The organism is Streptomyces sp. NPDC031445 (genome assembly GCF_055581365.1).
This window is the reverse complement of sequence record NZ_JBVIJO010000011.1, coordinates 110221-136612: the sequence shown is the minus strand read 5'-3', so window position 1 is coordinate 136612 and position 26392 is coordinate 110221. Positions and strand designations below refer to the sequence as shown.

Genomic DNA, 26392 nt, shown 5'->3' with positions numbered 1-26392 from the left:
CGGCCTACCAGGGCATCGCCCGCAGCAGCAGGTTCTGCGGGCGCAGCGTGATGCCCACGCGGGTGGTGTCGTCGGACCCGCCGGCCTGCTCGAAGCGGTACTTCGCGGAGATCGCCGCGGTGATCAGGCTCAGCTGGGCCATGGAGAAGTGGTCGCTGGGGCATTTGCGGTTGCCCACGCTGAACGGGCTCATCGCGTACTTCGGCACCTGCCTGGCCCGCTCGGGCAGCCAGCGGTCGGGGTCGAAGTCGAGGTGGCGGGCGTAGGAGCGGGCGTCGCGCTGGATGGCGTACGGGCTGTAGACGATGTCCGCCCCGGCCGGAATGCGATAGCCGCCGAGCGCGGTGTCGCTCACGGCGCGCCGCGTCAATATCCATACGGCGGGCCGGAGTCGCATGGCCTCGACGACGACATTGTTGGTGTGTGTGAGCGAGCGGACGTGCTCGAATCCGACCGGTCGACCGCCGGTCACGGATTCGACCTCGGTCCGTACCTTCTCGGCGTGTTCCGGATGTGCGGCGAGGACCTGGAGCAGCCACATGATCGTGGACGCGACTGTTTCGCTGCCGGGGGTGAGTATGGCGACGACCTGGTCGTGGATCTCCTGTTCCCCGATGGGGTCGCCATTGTCGTCCTTCGCCTCCAGCAATGCCGTCAGCAAATCGTCCGGCTTTTGACCAGATGCCCTGCGCTCGGCGACGATCTCGTCCACCAGCAGATGCAAATCGGCCAGCGCCCGGTTGAATTCGCGGTTGGCCGGGAACGGCAGCCGGTAGAGCGGGCCGAGCGGGATCACCATCCGGCGGTACATACCACGGAAGACGGTGGCGAGATCGATGCTGAGCCGTTCCGCGCGCTCGTCCATGTAGTCGCCGCGCAGCAGGCAGCGGGCCGCGATGCGGACGGCGACCCGGAAGGACTCGGAGGTGCAGTCGATGGTGCCGCCGGGTTTCCAGCGGTCGGTCAGGGCGTGCGCCTCCTCCTCCATGACCGGGCCGTAACCGGGTATCGCGTCCAGCCGGAACGCGGGCTGTACGGTGCGCCGCTGCCGGCGGTGCCGGGGGCCGTTCGCGGTGGCCACGCCCTCCTTGCCGAGCAGGCCTTCGAGCGATTCCCACAGCGGGCCGTCGATCTTGAAGTCGGGGTTCAGGGCCAGTGCTCCGGTGAGCGCCGGGGTGGTGACGGCGTACACCGTCTTGGGGCCGAGCTTCAGCCGGACGACGTCTCCGTGGTCACGCAGCCGGGACATGAAGGCGAGCGGGTCGCGGACCAGTTTCCACCCGTGCCCGAGGACCGGTACGGCACCTCCGGCCAGGGGCGGTTCACGCAGGCCGGACGTCTCGGGGTTCGCGGGCTGTATCGACTGTACGGTCATTTCTCACCTGCCGCTTCGTTCGTGACGTACGGGGGTGTGGAGCGGTCGTCCCAGCTGTCGACCATGTACCGGCCGGACTCGTGGTGGAACCAGTAGACGGAGCTGAACCAGTTGCGCATGGCGCCGACACAGGACTGGACCGCGGCGCTCAGCTCCTTTCCGCGGACCGTTCCGTCGTCGATCTCGCGGGCGAACCTCAGGGCGTCCTGTTCGGCCAGGAGGAATTCAGCGATGCATTCCTCGACGCGCCGCCGGACGTCGTCCACCGCTTCTTCCAGGGTCAGCCCCTTGTGGGTGATGAGGCTGATTCCGAGATTGTGCACCTCGTCGCCCGCTATTTCCTTCGGAAGCGAGCAGAGGTCGTTGTACCAGGCGGCGAATTCCTGACTGAGGAGGGCCGCCCGGCGGTAGGCCGGGTTCTTCCGCACCGCGTCCGGGAGTTCGCATCCGGCACTGGGTTCGAGCAGGTCCGTCCATATCCAGTGCGCGAAGGTGAGCCGGCGCAGCGCGAGGTATTCCTCGACACCGGGTACGCATCCCTCGGTGCGGTTGCGGAATTCACGGTCGTAGGCCTCGACGACCGCGTGGAAGTGCCGGGCGAACCGCTGGTTCCAGGTGGGTGACAGGAAGCCGTACAGCCGCAGCACGCAGTCCGCGAAGCCCGCCACCAGCGGGTCGGGGTGGTGCAGATGGTGCCTGGGCGCGTCCAGGGCCGCGTGCAGCCGGTGCCGCAGCCGCCGCCAGTCCCCCGCCCGGCCGTGCACGATGTCGCGGTCGTGGCGGTCGTCCCAGACGAAGAACCAGGCGCTGTAGTCGGCTATGGCCTGCAGGACCTCGTCGGGCGCAGCGGTGTAGTAGCCCGCCATGAGGTCGGTGTAGCACAGGCCATCGGCATATTCCCGAACCTTGGCCGGCGGCATGAGCCGCTTTTCCAGGAGCCAGAGCCGGGTCTTCTCCTGGAGCCGTGGCCAATACGGATGCAGTTGCCGTGGAAAGGCGGACTCGATCACCGGGAGTACCAGTGAGGGTGGGACTGTGACCGCCGTCTGCGTCGCTGTGGTGCTGTGTGGGAAAGCCTGCACGAACAAACCCCTCTCAGCCGCCAGGAGCGCACACCCCTCCCGTTGTGCCGGGCGTGCGCCGTTGCGTGTCCCGCACTTCCATTCAGCACCACAACTGACCACCGTGGGAACGGATTTGCCTCATTCACCACCCCAAGGCGCCTCGAATCCCCCCTTGTGTGACTGGTTAAGGATCACCAGGGGCGCAGAAGGGACCGTTTGTACGACGCGCGAACGAGCGGTCACCGCAACGCGAAGGCGCCCCGCCCAGGAAGGATCCGGACGGGGCGCCCCGAGTGCGCGGCGTCGCTCAGTCGTTGGCGACCACGGGGTAGCGTGGCTCGTTCTCCGCCATCTGCCGCAGCGCGTCCTTGCGGTCCCGCTTCGACAGCCGGTCGATGTACAGGTAGCCGTAGAGGTGGTCGGTCTCGTGCTGCAGACAGCGGGCGAAGTAGCCGGTGCCGCGGACCTTGACCGGGTTGCCCTGCTCGTCCTGGCCGGTCACCTCGGCGTAGTCGGGGCGGGCGAGCGACGCGTACGCCGTGGGCACGGACAGGCAGCCCTCGTTGCTGTCGTCCAGCCGGCGCTTCTCGGCGGGCAGGTCGACGAGCTTGGGGTTGCAGACCACGCCCACGTGCCGGACGCCCGCGTCGTCCTGGCAGTCGTAGACGAAGACCTTCAGGTCGACACCGATCTGGTTGGCGGCCAGGCCCACGCCCTCGGCGGTGCGCTGGCTGGCGAACATGTCGGCGACGAGCTGCTGGAGGTCCTCGCCGAACTCGGTGACGTCCTTGCACTCCTTGTGCAGCACCGGGTTGCCGACGACCGTGATCGGCCGGGAGGTGCCGCGCTCGCGCCAGGCCCTCTCGCGCTCCTCGCAGTCCTCCGTGTCGACGACATAGCCCTCGCCGTCGACGGGGAGCACGCCCGCGTGCTGCTGACCGGTGTCCTGCTGCGCCATGACCGACGTACGCCTTCCTCAAAGAACAGGGCAGAGATGTTGCTGATACAGGGTACGGCGCCCGCTCAGCAGACCTCCTCCAGATCGCGCCAGTCCCGCGAGTCCGGGCTGTCGGCGACCCATCCGTCGAGAAGCCCCCGCACGAGGGATGCCGGGGCCGCGACACCGCACTCCCGCTCCGGCACCCACAGCTGCCCGTCCGTCCGGTGCCCGAGCGGCCCGGGGTGACCCGGCTCGCTGTGGTCGTGCGGGTCCAGGTGCACCCCGTCGCCCTCGTCGGACGGCATGCGGGACTCGCTGCACATCCGGCACAGCAGCCGTACCGACGACGACCAGTCCTCCGCCGCGAAGCCCGCGTCCGCGGCGAGTTGCTCCAGCGCGTCCCGGTCGGCCTCGGTGGCCGCCTCCAGCAGGACCACCCAGGTGGGGACGGGCGACGGCGCCCACAGCTCGATCTCGTCGAAGACCGGGTAGGAGTGCCCGTCCGAGGTGGTGCGCTCGCCGTGCGGGACGCCGTCGTGCAGCACGACCTCCCCCCAGCGCCGCCCGGACGAGGGCAGCGGGATCGACAGCACCTCGATCCGCGCGGGGTCCAGCCGGCGGCCCCAGACCACCTCGGCCTCGCCTTCCGGGGAGAGCCGCACGGCCGCGCTGCCCAGCTCCATGCCGACGGGCTCGGCGGAGGCCGCGGCTCCCCCGGGCACCTTCAGCCCGTACGCCTGCCAGGCGCGGCGGGCCAGCGGCCAGTCCTGAAGGGCGGTCGCGGCGATGCCGACGTTCCACCAGTCGGGCGCCCCGGTCTCCCGTTCGAGCAGGGCGACCGCGCGCAGTCCGGCCGCGCGCGCCTGCTCCCAGTCGTGCCGGAACTTGTGCAGCAGGGCCAGGTTGAACCAGGACTCCGACAGCCAGGGTTCCAGATCGGCGGCGCGTGTCAGCAGCTCGCCCGCGTCCTCGTACCGGCCGTCGCCGATGAGCGTGAACGCCCGGTCGGTGGCCTGCCGCCAGGAGGCGGAGGGCCGGTGCCGTCCCTTGCCGAAGATCCTCACGATTCCCGCCTGCCAGTTCCATTTCCCGCTGTGGGCTGGCTTGTGCCCCCGGACACCCTCTCCCTCGCATCCAACCACGTGCCGCGGGAAAGGCGCTCATTACCCATGGGTTACCCAGCCGGGCGCGGGTCAGACAGTCCCGTTCGCCGCGGCGGCACCCGCTCCCGCACGCCCGGTGGCCTGGCCAGCACCCGGGCGAGCGACTCCACGACCTCGGGAGCGTAGTCGCCGGCGGTGCCGAGCCGCAGCTCCTCCAGAGCGCGCAGCGGGCCTTCGGGACCGGCGTCACGGGTCCGCTCCTCGTAGGCGTTCACGGCCCGGACGATCCGGGCGGCGAGCGGCTGTTCCCGGTAGGGGTCGGCCTGCCGTTCCACCACGACGGCGACGGCCGCGTCCACGCCGGTCTGCCGGACGACGGCACCGCCGAGCAGGGCGATGCGCCGCTGCTCCGCGGCGGGCAGGCCGGCGGTGGCGCCGGCCGGGACCGGGTCGACCAGGCTGAGCTGGCCGATGTCGTGCATCAGGGCCGCGTACTCCAGGACGGTCAGCTCGGGTCCGGTCAGGCCGAGGTCCCGGCCGACGGCGAGGCTGAGCGCGGCGACGCGGTGGGCGTGCCCGGCGGGGGTGCAGCCGGCGATCTCGGTGGCGCGGGCGAGGGAGGCGATGGTCTGCCGGTAGGTGGCGCGGACCGCCGCGTACCGGCTGAGGGAGAGCTGGACGAGCAGCATGGGCAGGCAGAACACGGGCAGCGCCCACAGGCCGACGACGGCGACCGCGAGGGCCATCACGGCACCGGTCGCGCAGATGGCGGAGCCGATGCCGAGCAGTCCGCGCAGTTCCTCGCGCAGCAGCGGGCCGAACGGCCAGCGGGTGCGGCAGTGGGCGAGCGCGGCGGCCAGGACCGCACCGCACAGGGAGGTGAGGGCGAGCAGGGTGAGCAGCAGCAGGGCGTAGGCGGGGCCGCCCCAGTGGGCGAAGACGCCCTGGCTGTAGAGGGGTTGGAAGCAGACGGCGGCGAAGCCGACGGTGAGGATCCGGCGGGCCAGGTGGTCGACGGTGGGGCTGCGGCCGGACCAGATGTGCGGGACGGCGCCGAGCACGGTGGCGAGGAGGACGACGGTGACGACCTGGGCGGCTCCGTGCTGGCCGGGCCGTCCGGCGTCGGCGCCCAGCAGGGCGTACGACAGGGCGCCGGCGGCACCGAGGGGCGCGGCCTGCCGCTGTCCCTGCTCGTCGCTCCAGCGGGTCAGTTCGCCGGCGGCTATGAGCACGCCGAAGGCGAGCGCGACGCCCCGGTCGTGCAGGCCGGTTCGGAGGGTGACGGCGAGGGAGCCGGCCGCGACGAGGGCGGCGGCGCCGTGGATCAGCCGCAGGGCGGTCATCGGGGCGCCCCGGTGCTGGAGGTCCGCTCGGCGGGCGCGGTGCCGTACGCGGGTTCGTCGGCGGTGACCGCCGGATGCCAGCCGGAGCGGCGCAGGGCGCGGACCAGCGCGCCGACCATCCGGGGGTCGAAGTGGGCCCCGGCGCAGCGCTCCAGCTCGGCGACGGCGGCCTCGACCGGGCGGGCCCTGCTGTAGCAGCGGGTGGAGGTCATGGCGTCGAAGGCGTCCGCGACGGCGACGATCCGGGCGCACTCGGGGATGCGGTCGCCGGCCAGGCCGTACGGGTAGCCGCTGCCGTCGAGCCGTTCGTGGTGGTGGAGGATGGCCGCGCGGGCCTCGCCGAGGAAGGAGATGCCGCGGACCATCTCGTGGCCGTACTCGGGGTGCAGTTCGATGATCCGCCGCTCCTCCGGGGTGAGCGGGCCGTCCTTGCGCAGCAGCCGGGTGGGCACGCCCAGCTTGCCGACGTCGTGCAGGATGCCGGCGAAGCGCAGCACCTCGACGCGGTCGTCGTCCATGCCGAGTTCGCGGGCGATCAGCACGGAGGCGTGTCCGACGCGTTCGCTGTGGCCGCGGGTGTAGCCGTCCTTGATGTCGACGGCCTGGACGAGTGCGCGGATGGTGGCCTGGTGGGCGGCGCGTTCGCGGTGGTACAGGGCGAAGACCCACCAGGAGACGCCCATCGGCAGCAGCACGAGCAGCGCGGCGACGGGGCCGTAGGGGCTGCGCCAGAGCACGGCCATCATCAGCCCGGCGAGTCCGTGCACGGCGACCGGGGCCGGCGAGCGCGCCGGCAGCCCGCGCCAGGCCCGCCGCAGCGGCACCAGCCCGACCGCCGCGCGCAGACCGCCGTCGAGCGCGGTGAGCACCAGGCAGAACGCGAGGAGGGCCGCGCCCGCGGGCAGCAGCGCGGAGGGGAAGTCCGAGCCGAGGACGGCGTCCTCGCCGCCGAGTGCCCGGTGCGTCCGGGCGGCGGCCCACACGGCGAGCGCGGGCTGCGCGGCCCGCCACACGCGCCGGAGCAGGACGGGCGGGTGCTCGACCGGGGAGAGCAGCGCGGCGGGCACCGGGACGAGCGCGGCGGCCGCCGGGGGCAGCAGGAACGCACCGGCGAGCAGCACGGGATAGAAGGTGCCGCCGAAGCGGCGGCGCCCGGCGTGCTCGCAGGCCGCGTAGAGCCCGGCGAGCAGGGCCGGTGCCCCCCAGGGGGTGTGCGTGGCCGGCAGGGGCAGCAGGCACAGGACGGCCGACAGGGCGACGGCGGCGACGTAGCCGCGCGCCCTTGCCGGTACCGCGTCCATCACGCCCCTCCCCTACCGTGCCTCCTCCAGGGCTCGGAGCCTAGGGCGGAATCGGGGGATGGGGGGCTTATGACCTGAGGATTAGCACGTTCGGGTGATATGTCCCGGCGTGTCAGGACTCCTGCTGTGCCGCCGGGGCCTTGGTGACATCGTGCTCCGGCACGGTCTGCCCGGAGCGGATCAGGTCGATCCGTCCCATGACCTTGGCCCGCAGGTCGGCGGGCACGTCGTCATGTCCGCAGCACCGCTTGACCAGCTTCTTCACGGCCTGCTCCAGGCCGTACTTCTCCAGGCACGGCGAGCATTCCTCGAAGTGGTGCTGGAACTTGTCGCGGTCGACGTCCGGCATCTCGCTGTCGAGGAACTCGTACAGGTGGTCGAGGACCTCACTGCAGTCCGTCTCGTGCGGCTCTCCGCAGCTCATGAGCCCGAGCCTTTCGCTTCGTTCGACTCTCCGGCGCCGGCCGGGACCAGCCCGCGCTCACGGGCGTAGTCCTCCAGCATGCCGCGCAGCTGACGGCGGCCCCGGTGCAGCCGGGACATCACCGTACCGATGGGTGTCCCCATGATGTCCGCGATCTCCTTGTAGGCAAACCCCTCGACGTCCGCGAGGTAGACGGCGATGCGGAACTCCTCGGGGATGGCCTGGAGCGCGGCCTTCACGTCCGAGTCGGGCAGGTGGTCGAGCGCCTGCGACTCGGCGGAGCGCAGACCGGTCGACATGTGCGACTCGGCACGGGCGAGCTGCCAGTCCTCGATCTCCTCCGCGGCGGAGCGCTGGGGCTCGCGCTGCTTCTTGCGGTAGGAGTTGATGAAGGTGTTCGTGAGGATGCGGTACAGCCACGCCTTGAGGTTGGTGCCCTCGCGGAACTGGTGGAAGGACGCGTACGCCTTGGCGTACGTCTCCTGCACCAGGTCCTCGGCGTCGGCCGGGTTGCGCGTCATGCGCAGCGCGGCCGAGTACATCTGGTCGAGGAATTCGAGCGCGTCCCGCTCGAAGCGCGCGCTGCGCTCCGCGGTCGACTCATCGGACGCGTCCGCGCTGACGCCCTGGCCCTCGGGCAGCTCCGCCTGGCCGTTGTCGGTCCCTGCGTCGGTACCGGTGACCGGACCCACCTCCTCAAGATCACGGGTAGGACCGAAACCGATCCCACTCGATTCGGAGGATAGAACACGACCCGTGCCTGCCGCCGCTCGAATAGGAGCGGTCTTGGCCGCGTGCAGCACGGACCAGTCCAGGTCAGTGCGGCTGCTGCGGGCCGGGCAGATGGTCGAACCCATGCGGCGGACTTCCTCTCCTGCGACGTCGGTGCCGAAGGCGTCGGCACTTCCGATCGTGTCAACAGGGCCCCACCGCACAACATTCCCGGGTCACCCGAGTGACGCGGTCCACTCCCGTACCGCGCCGGTGACGACCTCCAGCGCCCGCTCCTGGGTGATCTCCGCGCGCTTGGGCACGGCGAACCCGTGATCGCCGTGCGGCACCTCGATGAGCCGGAAGTCACCCTCGGGGAACTCCGCCGGCTTCCCGAAGGGGTCGTTGCCGCCCTGGACGACCAGCGTGGGCACCCCGGCCCCCAGCAGTTCCTCCGCCCGCGACTTCTCCGGCCTGCCCGGCGGGTGCAGCGGGAAGCTCAGCGCGAGCACGGCGTGCGCACCGAGTTCGGCCGCCGTGCGGCAGGCGACCCGGGCGCCGGCGCTGCGGCCCCCGGAGATCACCGGCAGCCCCGGCCCGGTGAGCGCGGGCCACACGCCCCGCCAGCCGGTGTCCAGGGTCTTCGGCGCCGGCGCGACCTTCTTGCCGGCGACCCGCCAGGGCTGCTCGACGAGGGCGACGGTCACGCCGTCGGCGGGCAGCGCCGCCGCGAGCGCCTGGAGGTCGCGTGCCTCGATGCCGCCGCCGGCGCCGTGGCCGACGGCCAGCACCAGCCGGGCGTTCTTCGCCGGGTGCCAGGTGATCCGGGCGTCCCCGGCCTCCGTCCCGACGGTCTGTGCGGTCACGTCTGTCACGTCTGTCGCCTTGGTCACGTCAGAAGAGTGTGCCCTCTTCCGGACCCTCCAGCTCCTTCAGCAGCTCCGGGCCGTTGTTGCGGACGTTGCTGACGGCGGTGGAGACCGGGTAGGCCCGCATCAGGCCGGCCGGCGGCGGGGCGAGCAGCCCGCGCAGGTCATCGGGGTCGGTGCGGGAGGGGTCGAGCCAGGCGTCCCAGCGGTCGGGGGTGAGCATCAGGGGCATCCGGGGGTGAATCTCGGCGAGGGAGCCCGGGCCCTCGGCGGGGGCCACGGCCAGCGGGGTCCTCTCCGCCTCGGTGGTGATCACCGAGCAGGTCACCCACCAGGCGCGCGGGTGGTCGTCGGGCAGGGTCCGGTCGCGCCAGAACTCGTACAGGCCGGCCATCGCGAACACCGAGCCGTCGGCGGGCAGCACGAAGTACGGCTGCTTGCGCGGCCGCTTCTTCCTGCCCTCCACCTCCAGGTCGCGCTCCTGGGCGCCGGTGACCCACTCGTAGTAGCCGTCGGCCGGCAGGATGCAGCGGCGGGCGGCGAAGGCGCGCCGGTAGGCGGGCTTCTCGTGGACGGTCTCCGCGCGGGCGTTGATCATCCGGGCGCCGCCTTCCGGGGTCTTCGCCCAGGACGGGACCAGGCCCCACTTCAGCCGGCGCAGCTGGCGAACCGGACGCGGGGAGTCCGCGTCTTTCAGGGGGCGGTCCAGGACGGCGTAGACCTCCTTGGTCGGCGCCACGTTGTAGTCGGGCGCCAGGGTCTCCTCGGGCTCCCACACCTCGGCCTCGAAGACTCCCGCGAGATCCTCGGGCCTACGACTCGATGCATACCGTCCGCACATACGTGCCACACTGCCAGATTCCGTACCAGTACAGGGAGCCACTCCGACCGATGGACAGCCTCGCCGCCACCGCGCTGCCCGACCTCTGGGACCGGCTCACCGGCACCCAGCCCGATCCCGGCCTGTGGGTGGTGCTGGCCACGCTGGCCGCCGCCCTCGCCGTGGTCGTCCCGCACCCGGTGTGGCGGATATCCCGCAACGCGATCACCATCGCGCACGAGGGCGGTCACGGTCTGGTCGCCCTGCTCACCGGCCGGCAGCTCACCGGCATCCGGCTGCACTCCGACACCAGCGGACTCACCGTGAGCCGGGGCAAGCCGTACGGGCTGGGCATGATCCTGACGGCCGCGGCCGGCTACACGGCACCCTCGCTGCTGGGCCTCGGCGGGGCCGCGCTGCTGGCCGCCGGGCGCATCACCCTCCTGCTGTGGGCGGCCACCGCCCTGCTGGTGGCGATGCTGGTGATGATCCGCAACGCCTACGGCGTGCTGACCGTGGTCCTCGCGGGCGGGGCCTTCCTGCTGGTGTCCTGGCTGGCGGGGCCGCGGGTGCAGGCCGCGTTCGCGTACGCGGTGGTGTGGTTCCTGCTGTCCGGCGGAGTGCGGCCGCCGTTCGAGCTCCAGGCCAAGCGGTCCCGGTCGGGGGCGGGGGACTCGGACGCGGACCAGTTGTCGCGGCTGACGCACGTGCCGGCGGGCCTGTGGCTGTTCCTCTTCCACGCGGTGTCGCTGTGCTCGCTGATCGGCGGCGGCCGCTGGCTGCTGGAAGGTTGACGGCGCGCCCTCCTTATAAAGTGGCCCCATGGCCCCGAACACCTCCTCCACCGCCCTCTGGCCCGCCCCGCACGCGAGCGGAGCCGTCGACGCGACGGTCCACGTGCCGGGGTCCAAGTCGGTCACCAACCGCGCTCTGGTCCTCGCGGCCCTGGCCTCCGAGCCCGGCTGGCTGCGCCGCCCGCTGCGGTCCCGCGACACCCTGCTGATGGCCGGCGCGCTGCGGGCCATGGGTGTGGAGATCGAGGAGGGGGTGGGCCCCGACGGCACCGGCGAGGCCTGGCGGGTGCTGCCCACGGGCCTGTCCGGCCCGGCCACGGTCGACGTCGGCAACGCGGGCACGGTGATGCGGTTCCTGCCGCCGGTGGCCGCGCTGGCCGACGGCCCGGTCCGGTTCGACGGGGACCCGCGGTCGTACGAGCGTCCCCTGAACGGCGTGATCGACGCGCTGCGGGTGCTCGGTGCCCGGATCGACGACGACGGCCGGGGCACGCTGCCGCTGACCGTGCACGGCGGCGGGGCCCTTGACGGCGGCCCGGTGTCGATCGACGCCTCCTCGTCCTCGCAGTTCGTCTCGGCGCTGCTGCTGTCCGGCCCCCGTTTCAACCAGGGCGTGGAGGTCCGCCACACCGGCGCCAGCCTGCCCTCGGTGCCGCACATCCGGATGACGGTGGACATGCTGCGCGCGGTCGGCGCCCAGGTGGACACCCCGGAGTCGGGCGGTGAGCCGAACGTGTGGCGGGTGACGCCGGGCGCGCTGCTCGGGCGGGACCTGACCATCGAGCCGGACCTGTCCAACGCGCAGCCGTTCCTGGCGGCGGCCCTGGTCACCGGCGGCAAGGTGGTGATCCCGGACTGGCCCGCCCGGACCACCCAGCCGGGTGACCGGCTGCGGGAGATCTTCACCGAGATGGGCGGTTCCTGCGAACTCACCGAGTACGGCCTGGAGTTCACCGGTTCGGGGGCGATCCACGGCATCGACGTGGACCTCGGTGACGTGGGCGAGCTGACCCCGGGCATCGCGGCGGTGGCCGCGCTCGCCGACTCGCCGTCCACCCTGCGGGGCGTGGCCCACCTGCGGCTGCACGAGACGGACCGGCTGGCCGCGCTGACCAAGGAGATCAACGAGCTGGGCGGTGACGTCACGGAGACGGCCGACGGCCTGCACATCCGCCCGCGCGCGCTGCACGCCGGGACCTTCCACACCTACGAGGACCACCGCATGGCGACCGCCGGTGCGGTCATCGGCCTGGCCGTGCCGGGCGTGCGGATCGAGAACGTGGCGACGACGGCGAAGACCCTGCCGGACTTCCCCGAGCTGTGGACCGGGATGCTCGGGCAGTAGGGACGTACATCATGCGCCGCTACGGCAAGCACACCGACGAGGACGACATCCGCAGCCGTCCCAACCGCAAGGGCAACCGGCCGCGGACGAACATCCGGCCCAAGCACGAGGACGCGGCCGAGGGCATGGTCCTCACCGTCGACCGGGGACGGCTGACCTGCCTGGTCGAGGACCGGGTCGTGATGGCCATGAAGGCGCGCGAGCTGGGCCGCAAGGCGGCCGTGGTGGGCGACCGGGTGGCCCTGGTCGGTGACCTGTCCGGCGCCAAGGACACGCTCGCGCGGATCGTCCGCATCGAGGAGCGCACGTCGGTGCTGCGCCGCACCGCCGACGACGACGATCCGTACGAGCGGGTGGTCGTCGCCAACGCCGACCAGCTGGCGATCGTGACGGCCCTGGCCGATCCCGAGCCCCGCCCGCGGCTGATCGACCGCTGCCTGGTCGCTGCCTTCGACGGCGGTCTGGAGCCGCTGCTGGTGATGACCAAGTCGGACCTGGCCCCGCCGGACAAGCTGCTGGAGCTGTACGGCGCCCTCGACATCCCGTACGTCGTCACCAGCCGCGGGGAACTGGAGAACGGGGACGCGGCGGACCGGGTACGCGAACACCTCGCGGGCAAGATCACCGCGTTCGTGGGTCACTCGGGCGTCGGCAAGACGACCCTGGTCAACGCGCTGGTGCCGCAGGAGCGCCGGCGCCTGACGGGCCATGTGAACGCGGTGACGGGCCGCGGCCGGCACACCACCACCTCCGCCCTCGCCCTGCCGCTGACCGGATCGGACGGCTGGGTCGTCGACACCCCCGGGATCCGCTCCTTCGGACTCGCGCACATCGATCCGTCGCGCGTGATCCACGCCTTCCCCGACCTCGAACCCGGTACGGCGGGCTGCCCGCGCGCGTGCAGCCACGACGAGCCGGACTGCGCGCTGGACGCGTGGGTGGAGGAGGGGCACGCGGACCCGGCACGGCTGTACTCGCTGCGCCGGCTGCTGGCCACGAGGGAGCGCAAGGAAGGCGACTGAGCCTCGCGTTGTTTGCCGGGGTGCCCGGCCGGTAAGTGCATAATCGCACCGAGCCGGAGATCCGGATCAACGGGAGGACCGCACATGGCGTGGCTGCTGGTCATAGTGGCCGGGATACTGGAGACCGGCTTCGCCGTGTGCCTGAAGCTCTCGCACGGGTTCACGCGCATGTGGCCCACGATCGCCTTCGCGTCGTTCGCCCTGGGCAGCTTCGGTCTGCTCACCCTGTCGCTGAGGAAGCTGGACGTCGGCCCCGCCTACGCGGTGTGGACCGGCATCGGCGCGGCGGGCACCGCGATCTACGGCATGGTCTTCCTCGGCGACCTGGTCTCCACCCTGAAGATCGTGTCGATCAGCCTGGTCATCATCGGCGTGATCGGACTCCAGCTGTCGGGCTCCGCCCACTAGGCCGGCGCGACCCGTCCACCAGGGGCCCCGGGAAGCGCGGGTTCACACCAGATGCCGCGGCAGCACCGCCCGCACCAGCTCCGCCCCGCCCTCGCGGGAGCGCAGCAGTTCCGCGGTACCGGCCGGGTCGGCGCCGGGACCGGCCAGCGCGGCCGCCGCGCGCGCCCGGACGATCCGCAAGCCCTGTCAAGCCCGGGAAGCGCGGGTTCACACCAGATGCCGCGGCAGCACCGCCCGCACCAGCTCCGCCACCCCGCCCTCCCCCGGCGGCGCCGCCACACAGGACAGGGCGAGGCGTACCACCAGTTCGCAGCAGCGCAGCAGCTCCGCGGTACCGGCCGGGTCGGCGCCGGGACCGGCCAGCGCGGCCGCCGCGCGGTCGCGGACGATCCGCACGAAGTCGCGGGGCGCGGGCAGCGGCCCGTCCGCGCGGCGCTGCGCCGGTACCGCGGTGGCGGAAGGCACGGCGGTGAGCGGCGGACTCGGCAGCCACTCGGTCCAGCAGCCGGTGAGCATGGCCCGGACCAGCACGTTGTCCCGGGCGGCGGTGGCCGTCCACTCGGCGGTGGCGGTGAGCCGGTCCCGCGCCCCCGCGGAGCCGGCGAGGGCCCGCTCGACGCCGGCGAGGTAGCCGTCGGCCTCCCGCCGCACCAGCGCCCGGGCCAGGCCGTCCTTGCTGCCGAACTCGTTGTACAGGGTCTGCCGGGACACCCCGGCCGACGCGGCCACGTCGACCATCCGCACGGCGGACCACGGCCGGCGCGCGAGCGCCGTGCAGGCGGCGTCCAACAGCGACTCCCGGGCAGCAGGCATCCTCGCCTCCCTGGACCACACCGACTCTGCGCCCAGATTTGACGCGCTTGTATGCACTGTCAAGGGTTCGCGACGGGGCGGACGGCGCACCCGCCCGTCCGCCGGCCGGGCGGGCGCGCCCCCGCCCGGCCGCAAGGTTCCCGCGCCCCCGGTGGCCCCGCGCCGGCCCCGCCCGATACCGTTCTGCACATGCCCGACTACCTCGACGACCTCCGCCTCGCCCACGTCCTGGCGGACGCGGCCGACGCCGCCACCACGGCCCGGTTCAAGGCCCTCGACCTCAAGGTGGAGACGAAGCCGGACATGACCCCGGTGAGCGAGGCGGACAAGGCCGCGGAGGAACTCATCCGCGGCCAGCTCCAGCGCGCCCGCCCGCGGGACTCCGTCCTCGGCGAGGAGTACGGCGTCGAGGGCACGGGCCCGCGCCGCTGGGTGATCGACCCGATCGACGGGACGAAGAACTACGTACGGGGCGTCCCGGTCTGGGCCACCCTGATCTCCCTGATGGAGGCGGGCGAGGGGGGTTACGAGCCCGTCGTCGGCGTGGTCTCCGCACCCGCGCTCGGCCGCCGCTGGTGGGCGGCGAAGGGCCACGGCGCCTTCACCGGCCGCAACCTCACCTCCGCGACCCGGATCCACGTCTCGCGCGTCGGCAGGCTCGCGGACGCCTCCTTCGCGTACTCCTCGCTCACCGGCTGGGAGGAGCGCGACCGCCTGGACGGCTTCCTGGAGCTGTCCCGCCAGGTGTGGCGCACGCGCGCGTACGGCGACTTCTGGCCGTACATGATGGTCGCCGAGGGCTCCGTGGACATCTGCGCCGAGCCGGAGCTGTCACTGTGGGACATGGCCGCCAACGCGATCATCGTGACGGAGGCGGGCGGCACCTTCACCGGCCTCGACGGCCGCCCGGGTCCGCACAGCGGCGACGCCGCGGCGTCCAACGGCCTCCTCCACGACGAGCTGCTGGAGTACCTCGCCCCGCGCCCGTGAGGAACGGGGGCAGCACCGGAGTACTCCCGTCACGCCCTCAACTCGCGTCGCGCGCCCCCTTGTTGACCCGCCCTTTACCTGGCACTCTGGGCCCACCCCCACTTGTGAACTTGTGAATCCCTGAACTTTTCCAGGGGTTCCTAGGAGGTGCTCCGTCCATGCTCGTCCGTGACGCCATGAGCACGGTGATTCTCACCCTCGGCCCCGCCCACACCCTCCGCCAGGCAGCCGCCCTGATGTCCGCCCGCCGCGTCGGCGCCGCCGTGGTCCTCGACCCGGACGCCGGCGGCATCGGCATCCTGACCGAACGCGACATCCTCAACTCCGTCGGCCTCGGGCAGAACCCGGACGCGGAGCGCACCCACGCCCACACCACCACCGACGTCGTCTTCGCCGCCCCCACCTGGACCCTGGAGGAGGCGGCCCGCGCCATGGCGAACGGCGGCTTCCGGCACCTCATCGTCCTCGACCGGGGTGATGTGGCCGGCATCGTCTCGGTGCGCGACATCGTCCGCCGCTGGCTCCCGGCCCGCGAGCCCACGCCCGCGCTGTGACACGCGAAGCGGGCCGGACCCCGAGCACCGTGGGGTCCGGCCCGCCCAGCCGCGAGGGCGGCCGGCTCAGCCGCGCAGCTCCCGCACCGCCGCCTCCAGCCGCTTGCCGAAGTCGGCGTCGGCGTTCGCGAAGTTGCCGATCGCGCGCTCGACGATGTCCTCGCGCGAGACCTGCGAGATCGCGCCCGCGAGGTTGGCGATCAGCCGCTCCTTCTCCGCCTCCGACATCAGCCGGTAGAGGTTGCCCGCCTGCACGAAGTCGTCGTCCTCGGCGTGCGCGGGCGTCGGGTGGCTGCCGGTGCCGGCCGCGAAGCCGTCGAACGGCTGCCAGAGCGGACGGCCGGTCTGCTGCGGCCCGCCGAAGCTGTTCGGCTCGTAGTTCTTCGCACCGCCGTGCCGGCCGTCGTAGAGGAAGCCGTCACGGGAGTTGGTGCGCGCCTCGGTGGCGTGCGGGCGGTTCACCGGCAGGTGGTCGGCGTTGATGCCGACGCGGTAGCGGTGGGCGTCGCCGTAGGCGAAGAGCCGGCCCTGGAGCATCTTGTCGGGCGAGGGGCCGATACCGGGCACGAAGTGCGCCGGCGAGAAGATCGACTGCTCGACCTCGGCGAAGATGTTCTGCGGGTTGCGGTTCAGCTCCAGCTTGCCGATCTCGATGACCGGGTAGTCCGCGTGCGGCCACACCTTGGTCAGGTCGAACGGGTTGAAGCGGTACGTCGCCGCGTCCGCCGCCGGCATGATCTGCACGCCCACGGTCCAGCTCGGGAACTCCCCGCGCTCGATCGCCTCGCGCAGGTCGCGCTGGTGCGAGTCGGGGTCCTTGCCCGCGAGGACGTCCGCCTCCTCGGCGGTGAGGTTCTTGATGCCCTGGTCGGTCTTGAAGTGGTACTTGACCCAGAAGACCTCGCCGGCCGCGTTGTTCCACTGGTAGGTGTGCGAGCCGAAGCCGTCCATGTGCCGGTACGACGCCGGGATGCCGCGGTCGCCGAACAGCCAGGTCACCTGGTGCGTCGACTCCGGCGACAGCGACCAGAAGTCCCACACGTTGTCGGCCTCGGTGCTGCCGGTGTACGGGTCGCGCTTCTGGGTGTGGATGAAGTCCGGGAACTTGATCGCGTCCCGGATGAAGAAGACCGGGGTGTTGTTGCCGACGAGGTCGTAGTTGCCCTCCTCGGTGTAGAACTTCAGCGCGAAGCCGCGCGGGTCGCGGACGGCGTCCGCCGCGCCGAGGTTGCCGGCCACGGTCGAGAAGCGCAGGAAGACCTCGGTCTGCTTGCCGGCCTCGGAGAGGAAGGCGGCGCGGGTGTACGGCGTGACATCGGCGCTCACGGTGAAGGTGCCGTACGCGCCGGCGCCCCGGGCGTGCACCACGCGCTCCGGGATGCGCTCGCGGTTGAAGTGCGCCAGCTTCTCCAGCAGCAGCTGGTCCTGGACGAGGACCGGCCCGCCGACGCCCGCCGTCTCGCTGTTCTGGTTGTCGGCGACCGGGGCACCGGCCTCCGTGGTGAGCGGTCCCTGCGTCACGTACGCCTCCTGCGTCATCCCTGACTAGTCCTGTCCTGTGGCCAAAGCCGGTTCCGATCCTACAATGGACATTGTCTAAGTCAAACGGCGATCCAAAATCACACCTATTCCCGACCTGGGGACTCTTCCTGTTAGGCTGGTGGCCATGAGCGACCTTCTGGAACGGCTGCGTGGACGCGGATGGCGGATGACCGCGCAGCGACGCGTGGTGGCCGAGGTCCTGAACGGCGAGCACGTCCATCTGACGGCCGACGAGGTCCACGCACGGGCTGTCGCCAAGCTGCCCGAGATCTCCCGGGCGACCGTCTACAACACGCTCGGTGAGCTGGTCTCGCTCGGCGAGGTGCTGGAAGTCACGACGGACAAGCGCGCCAAGCGGTACGACCCGAACGCGCACCGGCCGCACCACCACCTGGTCTGCGCCCGCTGCGGCGCCATCCGCGACGTGCACCCGAACGGCAACCCCCTGGCCGACCTCCCCGACACCGAGCGCTTCGGCTTCACGGTGTCGGACGTCGAGGTGACGTACCGGGGACTGTGCCCGAACTGCGCGGGCGCGTAAGCCGAGCGCACCTACACCGCTTCCCTGGGAGCCCCGGCATCCGCCGGGGCTCTTCGCGCAGGGCCGTCACCGCGCACGACCCGGACGCACGAAAACACCGAGGGCCGGAACCCATCTCTGGATTCCGGCCCTCGGCCTTCAGTAGCGGGGACAGGATTTGAACCTGCGACCTCTGGGTTATGAGCCCAGCGAGCTACCGAGCTGCTCCACCCCGCGTCGGTGAACACGACACTACGTGAGGGGAGCGCCGAGAAGCAAATCAATCGAGGCCGGGGTGTCCGGCGTCACGCCGAGAGCTCCTCCCGCAGCGCGTCCCGCAGCCGTCCCGCCCGCTCGGCCACCTCCGCCGGCCCCAGCGCCACCGCCCGGTCGGCCCACCGCTGCCCCTCCGCCAGCTCGCCGCGACGCGCGTAGACGAGGGCCAGCCGCAGGGCCGCCCGCCCGTGCCCGGCGTCGGCGGCCCGGGCCCACCACACCGCCGCCTCCGGCTCGCTCCCCTCACGGGCGAGCAGCAGCCCCAGGTTGAAGGCGCCGTTGCGCGACCCGGCCTCGGCCGCCGCCCGGTACCAGCGCGCCGCCTCCACCACGTCACCTCGCGCCGCCGCGTGCATGCCGACCCGCACCTGTGCCCGCCGGTGCCCCTGCGAGGCGGCCCGCTCGTACCACTCCTCGCACTCGGTCTTCTCCTGCACGGTCTCGCCCAGCTCGTGCGCGGGCTCCGGCGGCCGGCGCGCGTCGAGCAGGGTGGCCAGCCGGTATGCGCCCTCCGCGCTGCCGCCGCCCGCCGCGCAGCGCAGATGCCGTTCGGCCTCCTGCTCGTCGCCCTTGCGCAGCCGGGCGATCCCGACCTGGAGCGCGGCCTCGGTGTGCCCGGCGGCCGCCGCCCGCTCGTACCAGCGCAGGGCCATCGCGTCCTCGCCGCGCCCGGCGTAGAGGATGCCGAGGTTGAACGCGGCGTCCACGCTCCCGGCCTCGGCGGCCTTGGAGAACCAGGGCTCGGCTCCGGTCGGGTCGCCGTTCTGGAGCAGCAGGATGGCCAGCGCGTTCGCGGCCTCGCGGTGCCCGGCGTACGCGGCGCGCCGGTACCACTGCTCGGCCTGCGCGGTGCGGCCCTGCTCGGCGCAGAGCAGTCCGAGGTTGTAGGCGCCGTTGTCGTCACCGGCGTCGAGCGCGGCCCGGTACCACCGCTCGGCGGTCTGGGTCTCGCCGCGCTCGGCGTGCAGGGCGCCCAGCGCGTTGGCCGCGTTGCCGTCGCCGTCCTGGGCGGCGCGCAGCCACCACACGGCCGCACTCTCGGTGTCGCCGGCGTCACGCAGCAGGAAGCCGAGGGCGCAGGCGGCACGCGGCTCGCCGTCCTTGGCGGAGGTCAGGTACCAGCGGCCGGCCTCCTTCAGCTCGCCGCGCTTCTCCAGGATCGCCCCGAGCTGGAGCGCGGCCCGCCGGTGCCCGCGCGCGGCGGCCTGCCGGTACCACTGCTCGGCCTCCGCGACGGCGGTGTCACCCCCGGTCTCCTCCCCGAGTCCGGCGGCGCGGTCGAGCGCGCGCGCCAGCCGGTAGGCGGCCTCCCGGTGCCCGCGCTCGGCGGCGGCGCGCATCCAGTGCTCGGCGCCGACGTCGCCGCGGTGCTCCAGCAGGTCGGCGAGCGCGTAGGCGCCGAGGACGTGGCCCTGCTCGGCGGACTGGCGCAGCCAGTACTCGGCGGCCGGTTCGTCCCCGCGCTCGCGGTGGTGGCGGCCGAGCGCGTGCGCGGCGGCGGCGGAACCGGCGACGGCGGCGATCCGCCACCAGCCGGCCGCCTCCTCGGGGTAGCCCCGCTGGTGCAGCAGGACGCCCAGGTTGTTGGCAGCGGCCCGGTCGCCGGCCGCGGTGGCCGCGCGCAGGTGGGGTTCGGCTCCGTCGAGGTCGCCGCGGCGCAGCAGCATGGCTCCGAGGACGCTCGCCGCCTCGGCGTCACCGCTCTGCGCGGCGAGCGCGAGGCGCGTCTCCTCGCCGGCTTCCCCCATGTCCGCCAACTCGTCGCGGGCCGGCTCCGCGTCGAAAGGCCGCACAAATCGCCCTGACTCGTACAGAGTTGCCTTGTCCCCCATAACGTCCATCGTCGCACCACCTGCAACCTGGGTACACCCGGTATACCGCAGCCCGTGAGGTCACTTGAGCGTTTTGTCGACATGCCCACAGAGAGACAAGTCAAACACACACCGCCCAACTCCCCACGGCGGCGCGGCCGGTCCCTCCCCTCAGTACATGAGTTCGCACACCACGAAGGCCCGGATCCGTTTCTGGATCCGGGCCTTCGACTTCAGTAGCGGGGACAGGATTTGAACCTGCGACCTCTGGGTTATGAGCCCAGCGAGCTACCGAGCTGCTCCACCCCGCGCCGTTGTGCGTCAACCGTACCACGGCGCGAGGAGGTCTTGATCAACTTTTGCTCTTGTCGCCGTTCTTGCCGCCCGTCGCGGACTGGGCGTCCTCGGCACGCTTCAGCGCGTCCCGGAGGTCCTTCTGCGCCTTGGCGTACGCGTCCCAGTCCGGCCCGTTCTTCAGCGCCTGCTGCCCGGCGTCGAACGCCTTCTGCGCGTCTTCCAGCGCCTGCTTGACCGTCGGGTTGCCGGTGCCGGGCGGAGTCGTGGTGCCGGTCTGCGGGGGTCTGGTCGAACTCTTCACCCCGAACACCTCGTTGAGGGCCTCGTCCAGGGTGTCCTTGAAGGCGGTCCTGCCCCCGTAGGTGACCAGGACCTTCCTCAGCAACGGGTACTTGAGCGAGCCGCCGCGGACGTAGACCGGCTCCGCGTACAGCAGGCCGCCGTCCAACGGCACGGTCAGCAGATTGCCGTACTCGACCTTCGAGTGCCCGCGGCTGAGGAGGCTGATGGTCTCCGCGATGTCCGATTCGGAGTTGAACTGGCTCTGGACCTGTTTGGGGCCGTCGACGGTCGTGTTCGTCGGCAGCTTCAGGACTCTGATCCTGCCGTAGTCGCTGGTGCGCGGATCGGAGTCGACGGCCATGAAGGCGCTGAGGTTGTCCCGCCCGTTGGGCGTGAACGTCGTCGTCAGCGAGAACGCCTGCTCGCTCTGGCCCGGCATCTTCATGCTCAGGTAGTACGGCGGCACCGCGCTGCCCGAGTTGTTCGTCGGGTCGTCCGGGACCTGCCACACCTCGCTGCCGGTGAGGAAGGTCTGCGCGTCCGTCACGTGGTAGCGGGTGAGCAGCTCGCGCTGCACCTTGAACAGGTCCTGCGGGTAGCGCAGGTGGTCCATCAGCTCCGGGGAGATCGCGCTGCGCGGCTCCACCGTGTCGGGGAACGCCTTCATCCAGGTCTTCAGCACCGGGTCCTGGGTGTCCCACTGGTACAGCTTGACCTCGCCGGTGTACGCGTCGACGGTCGCCTTCACCGAGTTGCGGATGTAGTTGACCTGGTTCTGCTGGGCCACCACCGCGCGCGAGTTGTTCGTCGCGGTCAGCGAGTCGGCCGTGGTGTCCCCGAGGGTCGTACGGGAGGCGTACGGGTAGCCGTTCGACGTCGTGTACGCGTCGACGATCCACTGGATGCGGTGGTTCACGACCGCCGGGTACGCGTCGCCGTCGATGGTCAGCCAGGGGGCGACCGCCTCCACGCGCTCCTTGGGCGTGCGGTTGTACAGGATCCGGGAGCCCTTGCCGATCGCGCCCGAGTAGAGGATCTGCGGCTCGTTGAACGCCACCGCGTACGCGGCCCGGTTGACCGGGTTGTCGAGGTTGACCCCGCTCGCGCCCTGGTAGCTGGTGGTCATCTCACGCTCGTTGTCGGAGTAGTCGACCTCCTTCTGGGGGCCTCCGACGATCGAGTACGTGGTGGTCTTCTCGCCGTAGTAGATCCGCTGTTCGTACGTCCCGAGGTCGCCCTGGGACGGCAGGTTCTTCTCGGTGAAGACGGGCCGGCCCTCGGAGTCGGCCTCGGTGCCCTTGGCGGCCACCACGCCGAAGCCGTGCGTGTAGCGGAAGTGGTCGTTGATCCAGTTGTTCTTCGGGATGCCGTCCAGGTTCAGTTCGCGCAGACCGATGACGGTGTCCTGCTCCTTGCCGTCCTTGGGGTACCGGTCGACGTCGAGGTTGGTCGGGAACCCGTAGTACGCCTTGATCTGCTGGAGCTGCTGGAACGTCGGCGAGACGACGTTCGGGTCCATGATGCGGATGCTGGCCGTGGCGTCGACCTGGTCGCGCAGCTTCGTCTTGTCCGAGGTCGTGGACTTGCCCGGGTACTCGGTGACCTTGGCCTGGTCGATGCCGTACGCCTCGCGGGTCGCCTTCAGGTTCTTCTGGACGTACGGCGCCTCCTTGGCCTGCTCGTTCGGCTGGACCTGGAACTTCTGCACGATGGCCGGGTAGAGGCCGCCGATCAGGATCGCCGACAGCACCATCAGGCCGAAGCCGATGACGGGCAGTTGCCACGTGCGCCGCCACAGGGTGGCGAAGAACAGCAGCGCGCAGATGACGGCGATGCAGAACAGGATCGTCTTGGCCGGCAGGTAGGCGTTGGCGTCGACGTAGCGCAGGCCGGTCCAGTTGCCGGTCGCCTTGAAGTCGCTGGACTTGACGGCGAGGCCGTACCGGTCGAGCCAGTAGGCGACCGCCTTGAGGGCGACGAAGATGCCGAGCAGCACCGACAGGTGTCCGGTCGCGGCGGCGGTGGCGCGCGCCCCCGGGCTGGTGACCCGCAGCCCGCCGTACAGGTAGTGCGTGAGCGCCGCGGCGATCAGGCACAGGATGGCGGCGGCGAAGCCGAAGCCCAGCAGGAAGCGGTACCAGGGCAGGTTGAAGGCGTAGAAGGAGACGTCCAGGTGGAACTGCGGGTCCTTCTCGTGGAAGGGCACGCCGTTCACCCACATCAGCCACGTCCGCCACTGGCTCGACGCGGAGGCGCCCGCGATCAGCCCGACCAGGGCGGTGACGGCGAGCAGCAGCCACTTCTTGTACGGCGCGATGGCCATGCGGTAGCGGTCGAGGCTCTGCTGCTCCATGGACATGGCGCTGAGCGGGGGCCGCAGCCGGTGCGCGAGCCAGATGTTGAGGCCGACCGCGGCCGCCATCAGCAGGCCGAAGACGAAGAAGAGCCCGATCTTGGTCGACAGGGTGGTGGTGAACACGGACGAGTAGTGCACCGACCGGTACCACAGCCAGTCCGTCCAGAAGCCCGCGAACATCGTGAACGCCATGCCGAGGACGGCAAGGACGCCCAGTGTCACGAGCAGGGCTCGGACCCTCCGGGACGGGCGGCCCGCTCTGATCCGTGGCCCCGTCGGGCCTCCGCCGCGGTCCGGCATCTGGAAAGCCAAGGTGCGCACCTCGAAGTTCGCTGTCGATCCGTCAGACCCTCGGGTTCGCGGGCCCGCCGTGGCCCCCCTTTGATCGCGGGCCCACACCTATGCAACTTACTCACGGTTTACTCGGTTCCCGATTCCGGCCGGGAACGAGGCAGGATTGTGACCATGTCCAACACTCCCATGGCAGCGAGCCCGCTCACCCGGGCCGTACTCGAGATCGACGAGTACGTCTCCGGCCTCGGCTGGGACCAGCCCGCTCGCCTCTTCGCCCTCGTAGACACCGCACGGCTGCGGGTTCAGGAACCGTCGCTCGCGGCCCAGCTGGGCCTTCAGGACGAGTCCGAGACCGCGGGTCTCACCCCGATCGAGCAGGACGAGCTCCCGTCCGGCAAGCCCCTCGACGAGTTCCTCGGCACCATCGCCTGGCCCGACGCGGTGGCCGGCTGCGCGCTCGCCGTGGAACGCCTGATGCTGCCGCCGTCCGCCGAGGCGCAGGTGCCCTCCGGTCTGGACGAGGCGGGGCTGGCGAGGTGGGTGGCCGAGCACCCCGAGCGCCAGGAGGTCCGGATGACGGTGGCCGTGCTGCGCGACGGCAGCCGGGAGTCGGCGCTGCGGCTGCGGGAGAAGGACTCCCCGACGGAGGTCCTGACCGGCCCCGACCTGGTGCCGGGCCTGGCGGACGCCCTGGCGGCGACGTTCGCGGACTGACCCGTCCCCTGCCGTACGGCGGTGAGGGCGCTTCTGGTGGCCAGGGAGCGCCCCCTACGCCGTGTCACGGCCCGTTCAGCCCTTGGTGGTGCACTTCGGCAGTGCGGCGGTGTCGCCGCTGCGGATGTCCTTCAGCGCGTCGAGTGCGTCGCCGATGGTCTTGACCTTGACAAGGGTGAGGCCGCCCGGGGTGTCCTTGGCGGCGGCCGCGCAGTTGTCGGCGGGGGTCAGGAAGTACTGGGCGCCGCGGTCGCGCGCGCCGACGGTCTTCATCTCGACGCCGCCGATCGGGCCGACCGTGCCGTTGTCGTCGATGGTGCCGGTGCCGGCGACGAACTTCCCGCCGGTGAGGTTGCCCGGGGTGAGCTTGTCGTAGATGCCGAGGGCGAACATCAGGCCGGCGCTGGGCCCGCCGACGTCGGCGAGCTTGATGTCGATGGTGAACGGGAAGGTGTGGTCGGTTCCGGCGGAGATGCCGACGACGGCCCGCTCGGCCCCGGTGTCGTGGGAGGTGGTCGTCGTGATGGTGACGTCCTGCGTCCTGGTCGCCGTCCGGTGCGCCTTCTCGGCGGCGGCCTGCTCCTTGGCGGGCACCACGGTGAAGACGACCTTCTGCCCCGGCTTGTGCTCGGTGACCAGCTTGGCGACGTCGGAGGGCTGCTTGACCGCCGTCCCGTCGACGGCCTTGATCACGTCACCGGCGTGCAGCCTGCCCTCGGCCGGGGAGCCCTTGACGACCGTGGAGACGATCACCCAGGACTTCACCGGGACACCCAGCTCCTTCAGGGCGGCGACCTTGGCGCTCTCCTGGGACTGGCTGAACTCCTCGGCGTTCTCCTGGGAGGACTGCTCCTCCGTCTTGCCGTCCGGGTACAGCGTGTCGTGCGGGATGATCTTGCTGTCGTGGGCGAGCCAGCCGTAGACGGCCTCGACCATGTTCATCCGGTAGTCGGCGCCGGTGACCCGGACGGTGGTCATGTTCAGGTGGCCGTCCGCCGGATAGGTCTTGTGCCCCGAGATCTGCAGCACCGGCTCGCCGTCGTGCTCGCCGAGCGTGTTCACGGTCGGGCCGGGAGACATCTCCGCGTACGGCACGGGGATGAGGACTCCCGCGCACAGAAGCGCGATCAGCATCAAGGTCGAGGCGAGCATCGTCGCGGTGCGGCGTGGCATGCCACGACAGTACGGGACGCCTCTGTCAGCGCACCGTCAGGGCACCCCCGTCAGGCGCCGCGCGCACCCGTGTGGGACTTCTCCATGGCCTCGCGGAACCGGGCGTATCCGTCCAGCTCAGGGCCGTCGCCCCGCGTCTTGCGAGTCCGATTGGCCCAGGTGCCCCACAGCCCGCCGCCGATCGCGGCCAGAAGCGGGATCAGCAGCCAGACAAGCACCCCCATGCCGACCTCCCATACGCCATGAGCGTCCGCAAATGACTGATCAGCAGATTAACGGTCTGCACGGACAACGCTCACGCTAGGGTCCCGGTTACGCAACCGGAGCAAAGCGTGTGCCGCGTGTGACGCCTTCGGGGGACCCACGACAGCCCAGACGGATCAGCGGACGGGTGTGAGACAGGGGCTGAAACAGGGGTTCGGGCGGGCCGGGCCGGCACCGGGCGGGGCCGCGGGCGCCAGCTCGGGGGGCACCCGGCGGGGGCTGCGGGCGCCGGGGGGGGTCACCGGCGTCGCGCGCAGGACACCGAGCGCAGGCCGCCGGACCAGCGGGCCTCCCGGTCCGGGACCAGCCCGCCGGTCCCGGACCGGGAGGCGTCACAGCGCGCCGGACGGGCAACCGGCTGCCGCCGAGCCCGGGATCGGCGGGCGGCCGTCCGGCGGCGGAGTGCTCCGGACATCCAGCGGGTGCCCGCGCCGGGAGGCGCCGGCGACGGGCCAGGGCTCAGCAGGCGCCGACCCACTCCTCCGTGCCGTCCGAGAACTTCTGCTGCTTCCAGATGGGCACCTCGTGCTTGAGGTCGTCGATCAGCTTGCGGCAGGCGTCGAAGGCCTCCGCGCGGTGCGGGCAGGCCACGGCGACGACGACGGCGAGGTCCCCGATCCGCAGGTCCCCCACCCGGTGCACGGCGGCCAGCGCCCGCACGGGGTGGTCCGCGACGACCTTCTCGGCGACCCGCCGCATCTCGGCCTCGGCGCTCGGGTGGCAGGAGTACCCGAGCGCGTCCACGTCGGCACCCCCGTCGTGGTTCCGCACGGTCCCCACGAACAGCGCGATCCCCCCGGCCGCGTCGTCCCCGACGGCCTGGAACACCTCGTCGACGGAGAGCGGGGTCTCCCGGATGCCGATCAGCTTGATGGGGTCCTGAGCCGCCTGCTCACCGGGGTGATCGTTCGAAAGCGCCATGCCCCCATCGTGCCCCACCGGTGTGACAACACGGAACACGAGTTTCCGCAGGCACGCGCGCGGGCC

General features: G+C 71.7%; 26 protein-coding genes and 2 tRNA genes. 8 read left to right on the top strand and 20 right to left on the bottom strand.

Annotation, left to right across the window (positions count from 1 at the left end; all coding sequences use genetic code 11):
* Nucleotides 1-4 precede the first annotated feature (4 nt).
* The 10 genes from ACZ5DC_RS27130 to ACZ5DC_RS27085 all read right to left on the bottom strand — a co-directional run bounded on the left by ACZ5DC_RS27130 (nt 5) and on the right by ACZ5DC_RS27085 (nt 9971).
* Entirely contained in the window at nt 5-1375 is a 1371-nt protein-coding gene (locus ACZ5DC_RS27130; protein ID WP_468656904.1) for a bifunctional albaflavenone monooxygenase/terpene synthase, read from the bottom strand.
* Nucleotides 1372-2457, bottom strand: coding sequence for an epi-isozizaene synthase (gene cyc1, locus ACZ5DC_RS27125; protein WP_468656902.1), 1086 nt, complete (start codon nt 2455-2457; stop codon nt 1372-1374). Before cyc1 ends, ACZ5DC_RS27130 begins: the two co-directional genes overlap by 4 nt.
* 289 nt (nt 2458-2746) lie before the next feature.
* Nucleotides 2747-3397 carry a peptide deformylase gene (def, locus tag ACZ5DC_RS27120; RefSeq protein WP_366751994.1) on the bottom strand — a complete coding sequence of 217 codons (651 nt, stop codon included), beginning with the start codon at nt 3395-3397 and terminating at the stop codon, nt 2747-2749.
* Between the two features lie 65 nt (nt 3398-3462).
* Nucleotides 3463-4443, bottom strand: a complete 981-nt coding sequence (locus ACZ5DC_RS27115) for a tetratricopeptide repeat protein (RefSeq protein ID WP_171152962.1) — start codon at nt 4441-4443, stop codon at nt 3463-3465.
* 110 nt (nt 4444-4553) lie between these two features.
* Nucleotides 4554-5825, bottom strand: a complete 1272-nt coding sequence (locus tag ACZ5DC_RS27110; protein ID WP_468656899.1) for an HD-GYP domain-containing protein — start codon at nt 5823-5825, stop codon at nt 4554-4556.
* Nucleotides 5822-7126, bottom strand: a complete 1305-nt coding sequence (locus ACZ5DC_RS27105) for an HD-GYP domain-containing protein (protein ID WP_468656897.1) — start codon at nt 7124-7126, stop codon at nt 5822-5824. The genes ACZ5DC_RS27110 and ACZ5DC_RS27105 overlap by 4 nt, the downstream gene beginning before the upstream one ends.
* 112 nt (nt 7127-7238) lie before the next feature.
* Entirely contained in the window at nt 7239-7550 is a 312-nt protein-coding gene (gene rsrA / locus ACZ5DC_RS27100) for a mycothiol system anti-sigma-R factor (protein ID WP_366751998.1), read from the bottom strand.
* Nucleotides 7547-8242, bottom strand: a complete 696-nt coding sequence (gene sigR / locus ACZ5DC_RS27095) for an RNA polymerase sigma factor SigR (protein WP_014674890.1) — start codon at nt 8240-8242, stop codon at nt 7547-7549. Before sigR ends, rsrA begins: the two co-directional genes overlap by 4 nt.
* Nucleotides 8243-8497: 255 nt before the next feature.
* Nucleotides 8498-9154 carry an alpha/beta hydrolase family protein gene (locus ACZ5DC_RS27090; protein WP_468656894.1) on the bottom strand — a complete coding sequence of 219 codons (657 nt, stop codon included), beginning with the start codon at nt 9152-9154 and terminating at the stop codon, nt 8498-8500.
* 1 nt (nt 9155) lies between these two features.
* Nucleotides 9156-9971: an SOS response-associated peptidase gene (locus ACZ5DC_RS27085; protein ID WP_468656893.1), complete on the bottom strand. Its 816-nt coding sequence runs from the start codon at nt 9969-9971 to the stop codon at nt 9156-9158.
* 50 nt (nt 9972-10021) lie between these two features.
* On the opposite strand from ACZ5DC_RS27085, the gene ACZ5DC_RS27080 reads away from it, so the two are divergent.
* The 4 genes from ACZ5DC_RS27080 (at nt 10022) to ACZ5DC_RS27065 (ending at nt 13519) form a co-directional block, all read left to right on the top strand.
* Nucleotides 10022-10744, top strand: a complete 723-nt coding sequence (locus tag ACZ5DC_RS27080; RefSeq protein ID WP_366759296.1) for a M50 family metallopeptidase — start codon at nt 10022-10024, stop codon at nt 10742-10744.
* 28 nt (nt 10745-10772) lie between these two features.
* Nucleotides 10773-12089, top strand: coding sequence for a 3-phosphoshikimate 1-carboxyvinyltransferase (aroA, locus tag ACZ5DC_RS27075; RefSeq protein ID WP_171152973.1), 1317 nt, complete (start codon nt 10773-10775; stop codon nt 12087-12089).
* Between the two features lie 11 nt (nt 12090-12100).
* A complete protein-coding gene (gene rsgA / locus ACZ5DC_RS27070) occupies nt 12101-13111 on the top strand; it encodes a ribosome small subunit-dependent GTPase A (RefSeq protein WP_468656890.1) in 1011 nt (336 codons plus the stop codon).
* Between the two features lie 84 nt (nt 13112-13195).
* Entirely contained in the window at nt 13196-13519 is a 324-nt protein-coding gene (locus ACZ5DC_RS27065) for a DMT family transporter (protein ID WP_366752003.1), read from the top strand.
* A 42-nt stretch (nt 13520-13561) separates the two neighbouring features.
* Here the strand turns inward: ACZ5DC_RS27065 and ACZ5DC_RS27060 are convergent, their stop codons facing one another.
* Both ACZ5DC_RS27060 and ACZ5DC_RS27055 read right to left on the bottom strand, forming a co-directional pair.
* Entirely contained in the window at nt 13562-13699 is a 138-nt protein-coding gene (locus ACZ5DC_RS27060) for a hypothetical protein (protein ID WP_468656888.1), read from the bottom strand.
* Nucleotides 13700-13726: 27 nt separating this feature from the next.
* Entirely contained in the window at nt 13727-14332 is a 606-nt protein-coding gene (locus ACZ5DC_RS27055; RefSeq protein ID WP_468656886.1) for a TetR/AcrR family transcriptional regulator, read from the bottom strand.
* 189 nt (nt 14333-14521) lie between these two features.
* Here ACZ5DC_RS27055 and hisN point away from each other — a divergent pair, with 189 nt between their 5' ends.
* Nucleotides 14522-15322, top strand: coding sequence for a histidinol-phosphatase (gene hisN, locus ACZ5DC_RS27050; protein ID WP_468656884.1), 801 nt, complete (start codon nt 14522-14524; stop codon nt 15320-15322).
* Between the two features lie 158 nt (nt 15323-15480).
* A complete protein-coding gene (locus tag ACZ5DC_RS27045; protein ID WP_366752006.1) occupies nt 15481-15876 on the top strand; it encodes a CBS domain-containing protein in 396 nt (131 codons plus the stop codon).
* 66 nt (nt 15877-15942) lie between these two features.
* Here ACZ5DC_RS27045 and ACZ5DC_RS27040 read toward each other — a convergent pair whose 3' ends face one another.
* A complete protein-coding gene (locus tag ACZ5DC_RS27040) occupies nt 15943-17397 on the bottom strand; it encodes a catalase (protein WP_468656882.1) in 1455 nt (484 codons plus the stop codon).
* A gap of 145 nt (nt 17398-17542) precedes the next feature.
* On the opposite strand from ACZ5DC_RS27040, the gene ACZ5DC_RS27035 reads away from it, so the two are divergent.
* Entirely contained in the window at nt 17543-17959 is a 417-nt protein-coding gene (locus ACZ5DC_RS27035) for a Fur family transcriptional regulator (protein WP_366752008.1), read from the top strand.
* A gap of 142 nt (nt 17960-18101) precedes the next feature.
* Here the strand turns inward: ACZ5DC_RS27035 and ACZ5DC_RS27030 are convergent.
* From ACZ5DC_RS27030 to ACZ5DC_RS27015, 4 genes are all read right to left on the bottom strand, one after another.
* Nucleotides 18102-18175, bottom strand: a tRNA-Met gene (locus tag ACZ5DC_RS27030).
* 68 nt (nt 18176-18243) lie between these two features.
* A complete protein-coding gene (locus tag ACZ5DC_RS27025; protein ID WP_468656879.1) occupies nt 18244-20055 on the bottom strand; it encodes a tetratricopeptide repeat protein in 1812 nt (603 codons plus the stop codon).
* 207 nt (nt 20056-20262) lie between these two features.
* Nucleotides 20263-20336, bottom strand: a tRNA-Met gene (locus ACZ5DC_RS27020).
* A 41-nt stretch (nt 20337-20377) separates the two neighbouring features.
* The gene (locus ACZ5DC_RS27015) at nt 20378-23260 is read right to left on the bottom strand and encodes a UPF0182 family membrane protein (RefSeq protein ID WP_468657197.1); all 2883 of its coding nucleotides are present in this window, start codon (nt 23258-23260) and stop codon (nt 20378-20380) included.
* A gap of 165 nt (nt 23261-23425) precedes the next feature.
* On the opposite strand from ACZ5DC_RS27015, the gene ACZ5DC_RS27010 reads away from it, so the two are divergent.
* Nucleotides 23426-23968 carry a PPA1309 family protein gene (locus ACZ5DC_RS27010; RefSeq protein ID WP_468656877.1) on the top strand — a complete coding sequence of 181 codons (543 nt, stop codon included), beginning with the start codon at nt 23426-23428 and terminating at the stop codon, nt 23966-23968.
* 75 nt (nt 23969-24043) lie between these two features.
* Here ACZ5DC_RS27010 and ACZ5DC_RS27005 read toward each other — a convergent pair whose 3' ends face one another.
* The 3 genes from ACZ5DC_RS27005 to ACZ5DC_RS26995 form a co-directional block, all read right to left on the bottom strand.
* Entirely contained in the window at nt 24044-25141 is a 1098-nt protein-coding gene (locus ACZ5DC_RS27005) for a YlbL family protein (RefSeq protein ID WP_468656875.1), read from the bottom strand.
* Between the two features lie 50 nt (nt 25142-25191).
* Nucleotides 25192-25365 (bottom strand): hypothetical protein, encoded by a 174-nt coding sequence (locus ACZ5DC_RS27000; protein WP_468656874.1) that lies wholly within the window; start codon nt 25363-25365, stop codon nt 25192-25194.
* 499 nt (nt 25366-25864) lie between these two features.
* Nucleotides 25865-26326 carry a molybdenum cofactor biosynthesis protein MoaE gene (locus ACZ5DC_RS26995; RefSeq protein ID WP_468656872.1) on the bottom strand — a complete coding sequence of 154 codons (462 nt, stop codon included), beginning with the start codon at nt 26324-26326 and terminating at the stop codon, nt 25865-25867.
* Between the last annotated feature and the right edge of the window lie 66 nt (nt 26327-26392).

Excerpts from the sequence above, each read along its gene's own strand:
- ACZ5DC_RS27010 (WP_468656877.1), top strand. The coding sequence starts at position 23,426 with ATGTCCAACACTCCCATGGCAGCGAGCCCGCTCACCCGGGCCGTACTC.
- aroA (WP_171152973.1), top strand. The coding sequence starts at position 10,773 with ATGGCCCCGAACACCTCCTCCACCGCCCTCTGGCCCGCCCCGCACGCG.
- ACZ5DC_RS27000 (WP_468656874.1), bottom strand. The coding sequence starts at position 25,365 with ATGGGGGTGCTTGTCTGGCTGCTGATCCCGCTTCTGGCCGCGATCGGC.
- ACZ5DC_RS27005 (WP_468656875.1), bottom strand. The coding sequence starts at position 25,141 with ATGCCACGCCGCACCGCGACGATGCTCGCCTCGACCTTGATGCTGATC.
- rsgA (WP_468656890.1), top strand. The coding sequence starts at position 12,101 with ATGCGCCGCTACGGCAAGCACACCGACGAGGACGACATCCGCAGCCGT.
- ACZ5DC_RS27085 (WP_468656893.1), bottom strand. The coding sequence starts at position 9,971 with ATGTGCGGACGGTATGCATCGAGTCGTAGGCCCGAGGATCTCGCGGGA.
- ACZ5DC_RS27130 (WP_468656904.1), bottom strand. The coding sequence starts at position 1,375 with ATGACCGTACAGTCGATACAGCCCGCGAACCCCGAGACGTCCGGCCTG.
- rsrA (WP_366751998.1), bottom strand. The coding sequence starts at position 7,550 with ATGAGCTGCGGAGAGCCGCACGAGACGGACTGCAGTGAGGTCCTCGAC.
- ACZ5DC_RS27105 (WP_468656897.1), bottom strand. The coding sequence starts at position 7,126 with ATGGACGCGGTACCGGCAAGGGCGCGCGGCTACGTCGCCGCCGTCGCC.
- ACZ5DC_RS27045 (WP_366752006.1), top strand. The coding sequence starts at position 15,481 with ATGCTCGTCCGTGACGCCATGAGCACGGTGATTCTCACCCTCGGCCCC.
- ACZ5DC_RS27055 (WP_468656886.1), bottom strand. The coding sequence starts at position 14,332 with ATGCCTGCTGCCCGGGAGTCGCTGTTGGACGCCGCCTGCACGGCGCTC.
- ACZ5DC_RS27065 (WP_366752003.1), top strand. The coding sequence starts at position 13,196 with ATGGCGTGGCTGCTGGTCATAGTGGCCGGGATACTGGAGACCGGCTTC.
- ACZ5DC_RS27015 (WP_468657197.1), bottom strand. The coding sequence starts at position 23,260 with ATGCCGGACCGCGGCGGAGGCCCGACGGGGCCACGGATCAGAGCGGGC.
- ACZ5DC_RS27025 (WP_468656879.1), bottom strand. The coding sequence starts at position 20,055 with ATGGACGTTATGGGGGACAAGGCAACTCTGTACGAGTCAGGGCGATTT.
- ACZ5DC_RS27035 (WP_366752008.1), top strand. The coding sequence starts at position 17,543 with ATGAGCGACCTTCTGGAACGGCTGCGTGGACGCGGATGGCGGATGACC.
- ACZ5DC_RS27110 (WP_468656899.1), bottom strand. The coding sequence starts at position 5,825 with ATGACCGCCCTGCGGCTGATCCACGGCGCCGCCGCCCTCGTCGCGGCC.
- def (WP_366751994.1), bottom strand. The coding sequence starts at position 3,397 with ATGGCGCAGCAGGACACCGGTCAGCAGCACGCGGGCGTGCTCCCCGTC.
- ACZ5DC_RS26995 (WP_468656872.1), bottom strand. The coding sequence starts at position 26,326 with ATGGCGCTTTCGAACGATCACCCCGGTGAGCAGGCGGCTCAGGACCCC.
- ACZ5DC_RS27080 (WP_366759296.1), top strand. The coding sequence starts at position 10,022 with ATGGACAGCCTCGCCGCCACCGCGCTGCCCGACCTCTGGGACCGGCTC.
- hisN (WP_468656884.1), top strand. The coding sequence starts at position 14,522 with ATGCCCGACTACCTCGACGACCTCCGCCTCGCCCACGTCCTGGCGGAC.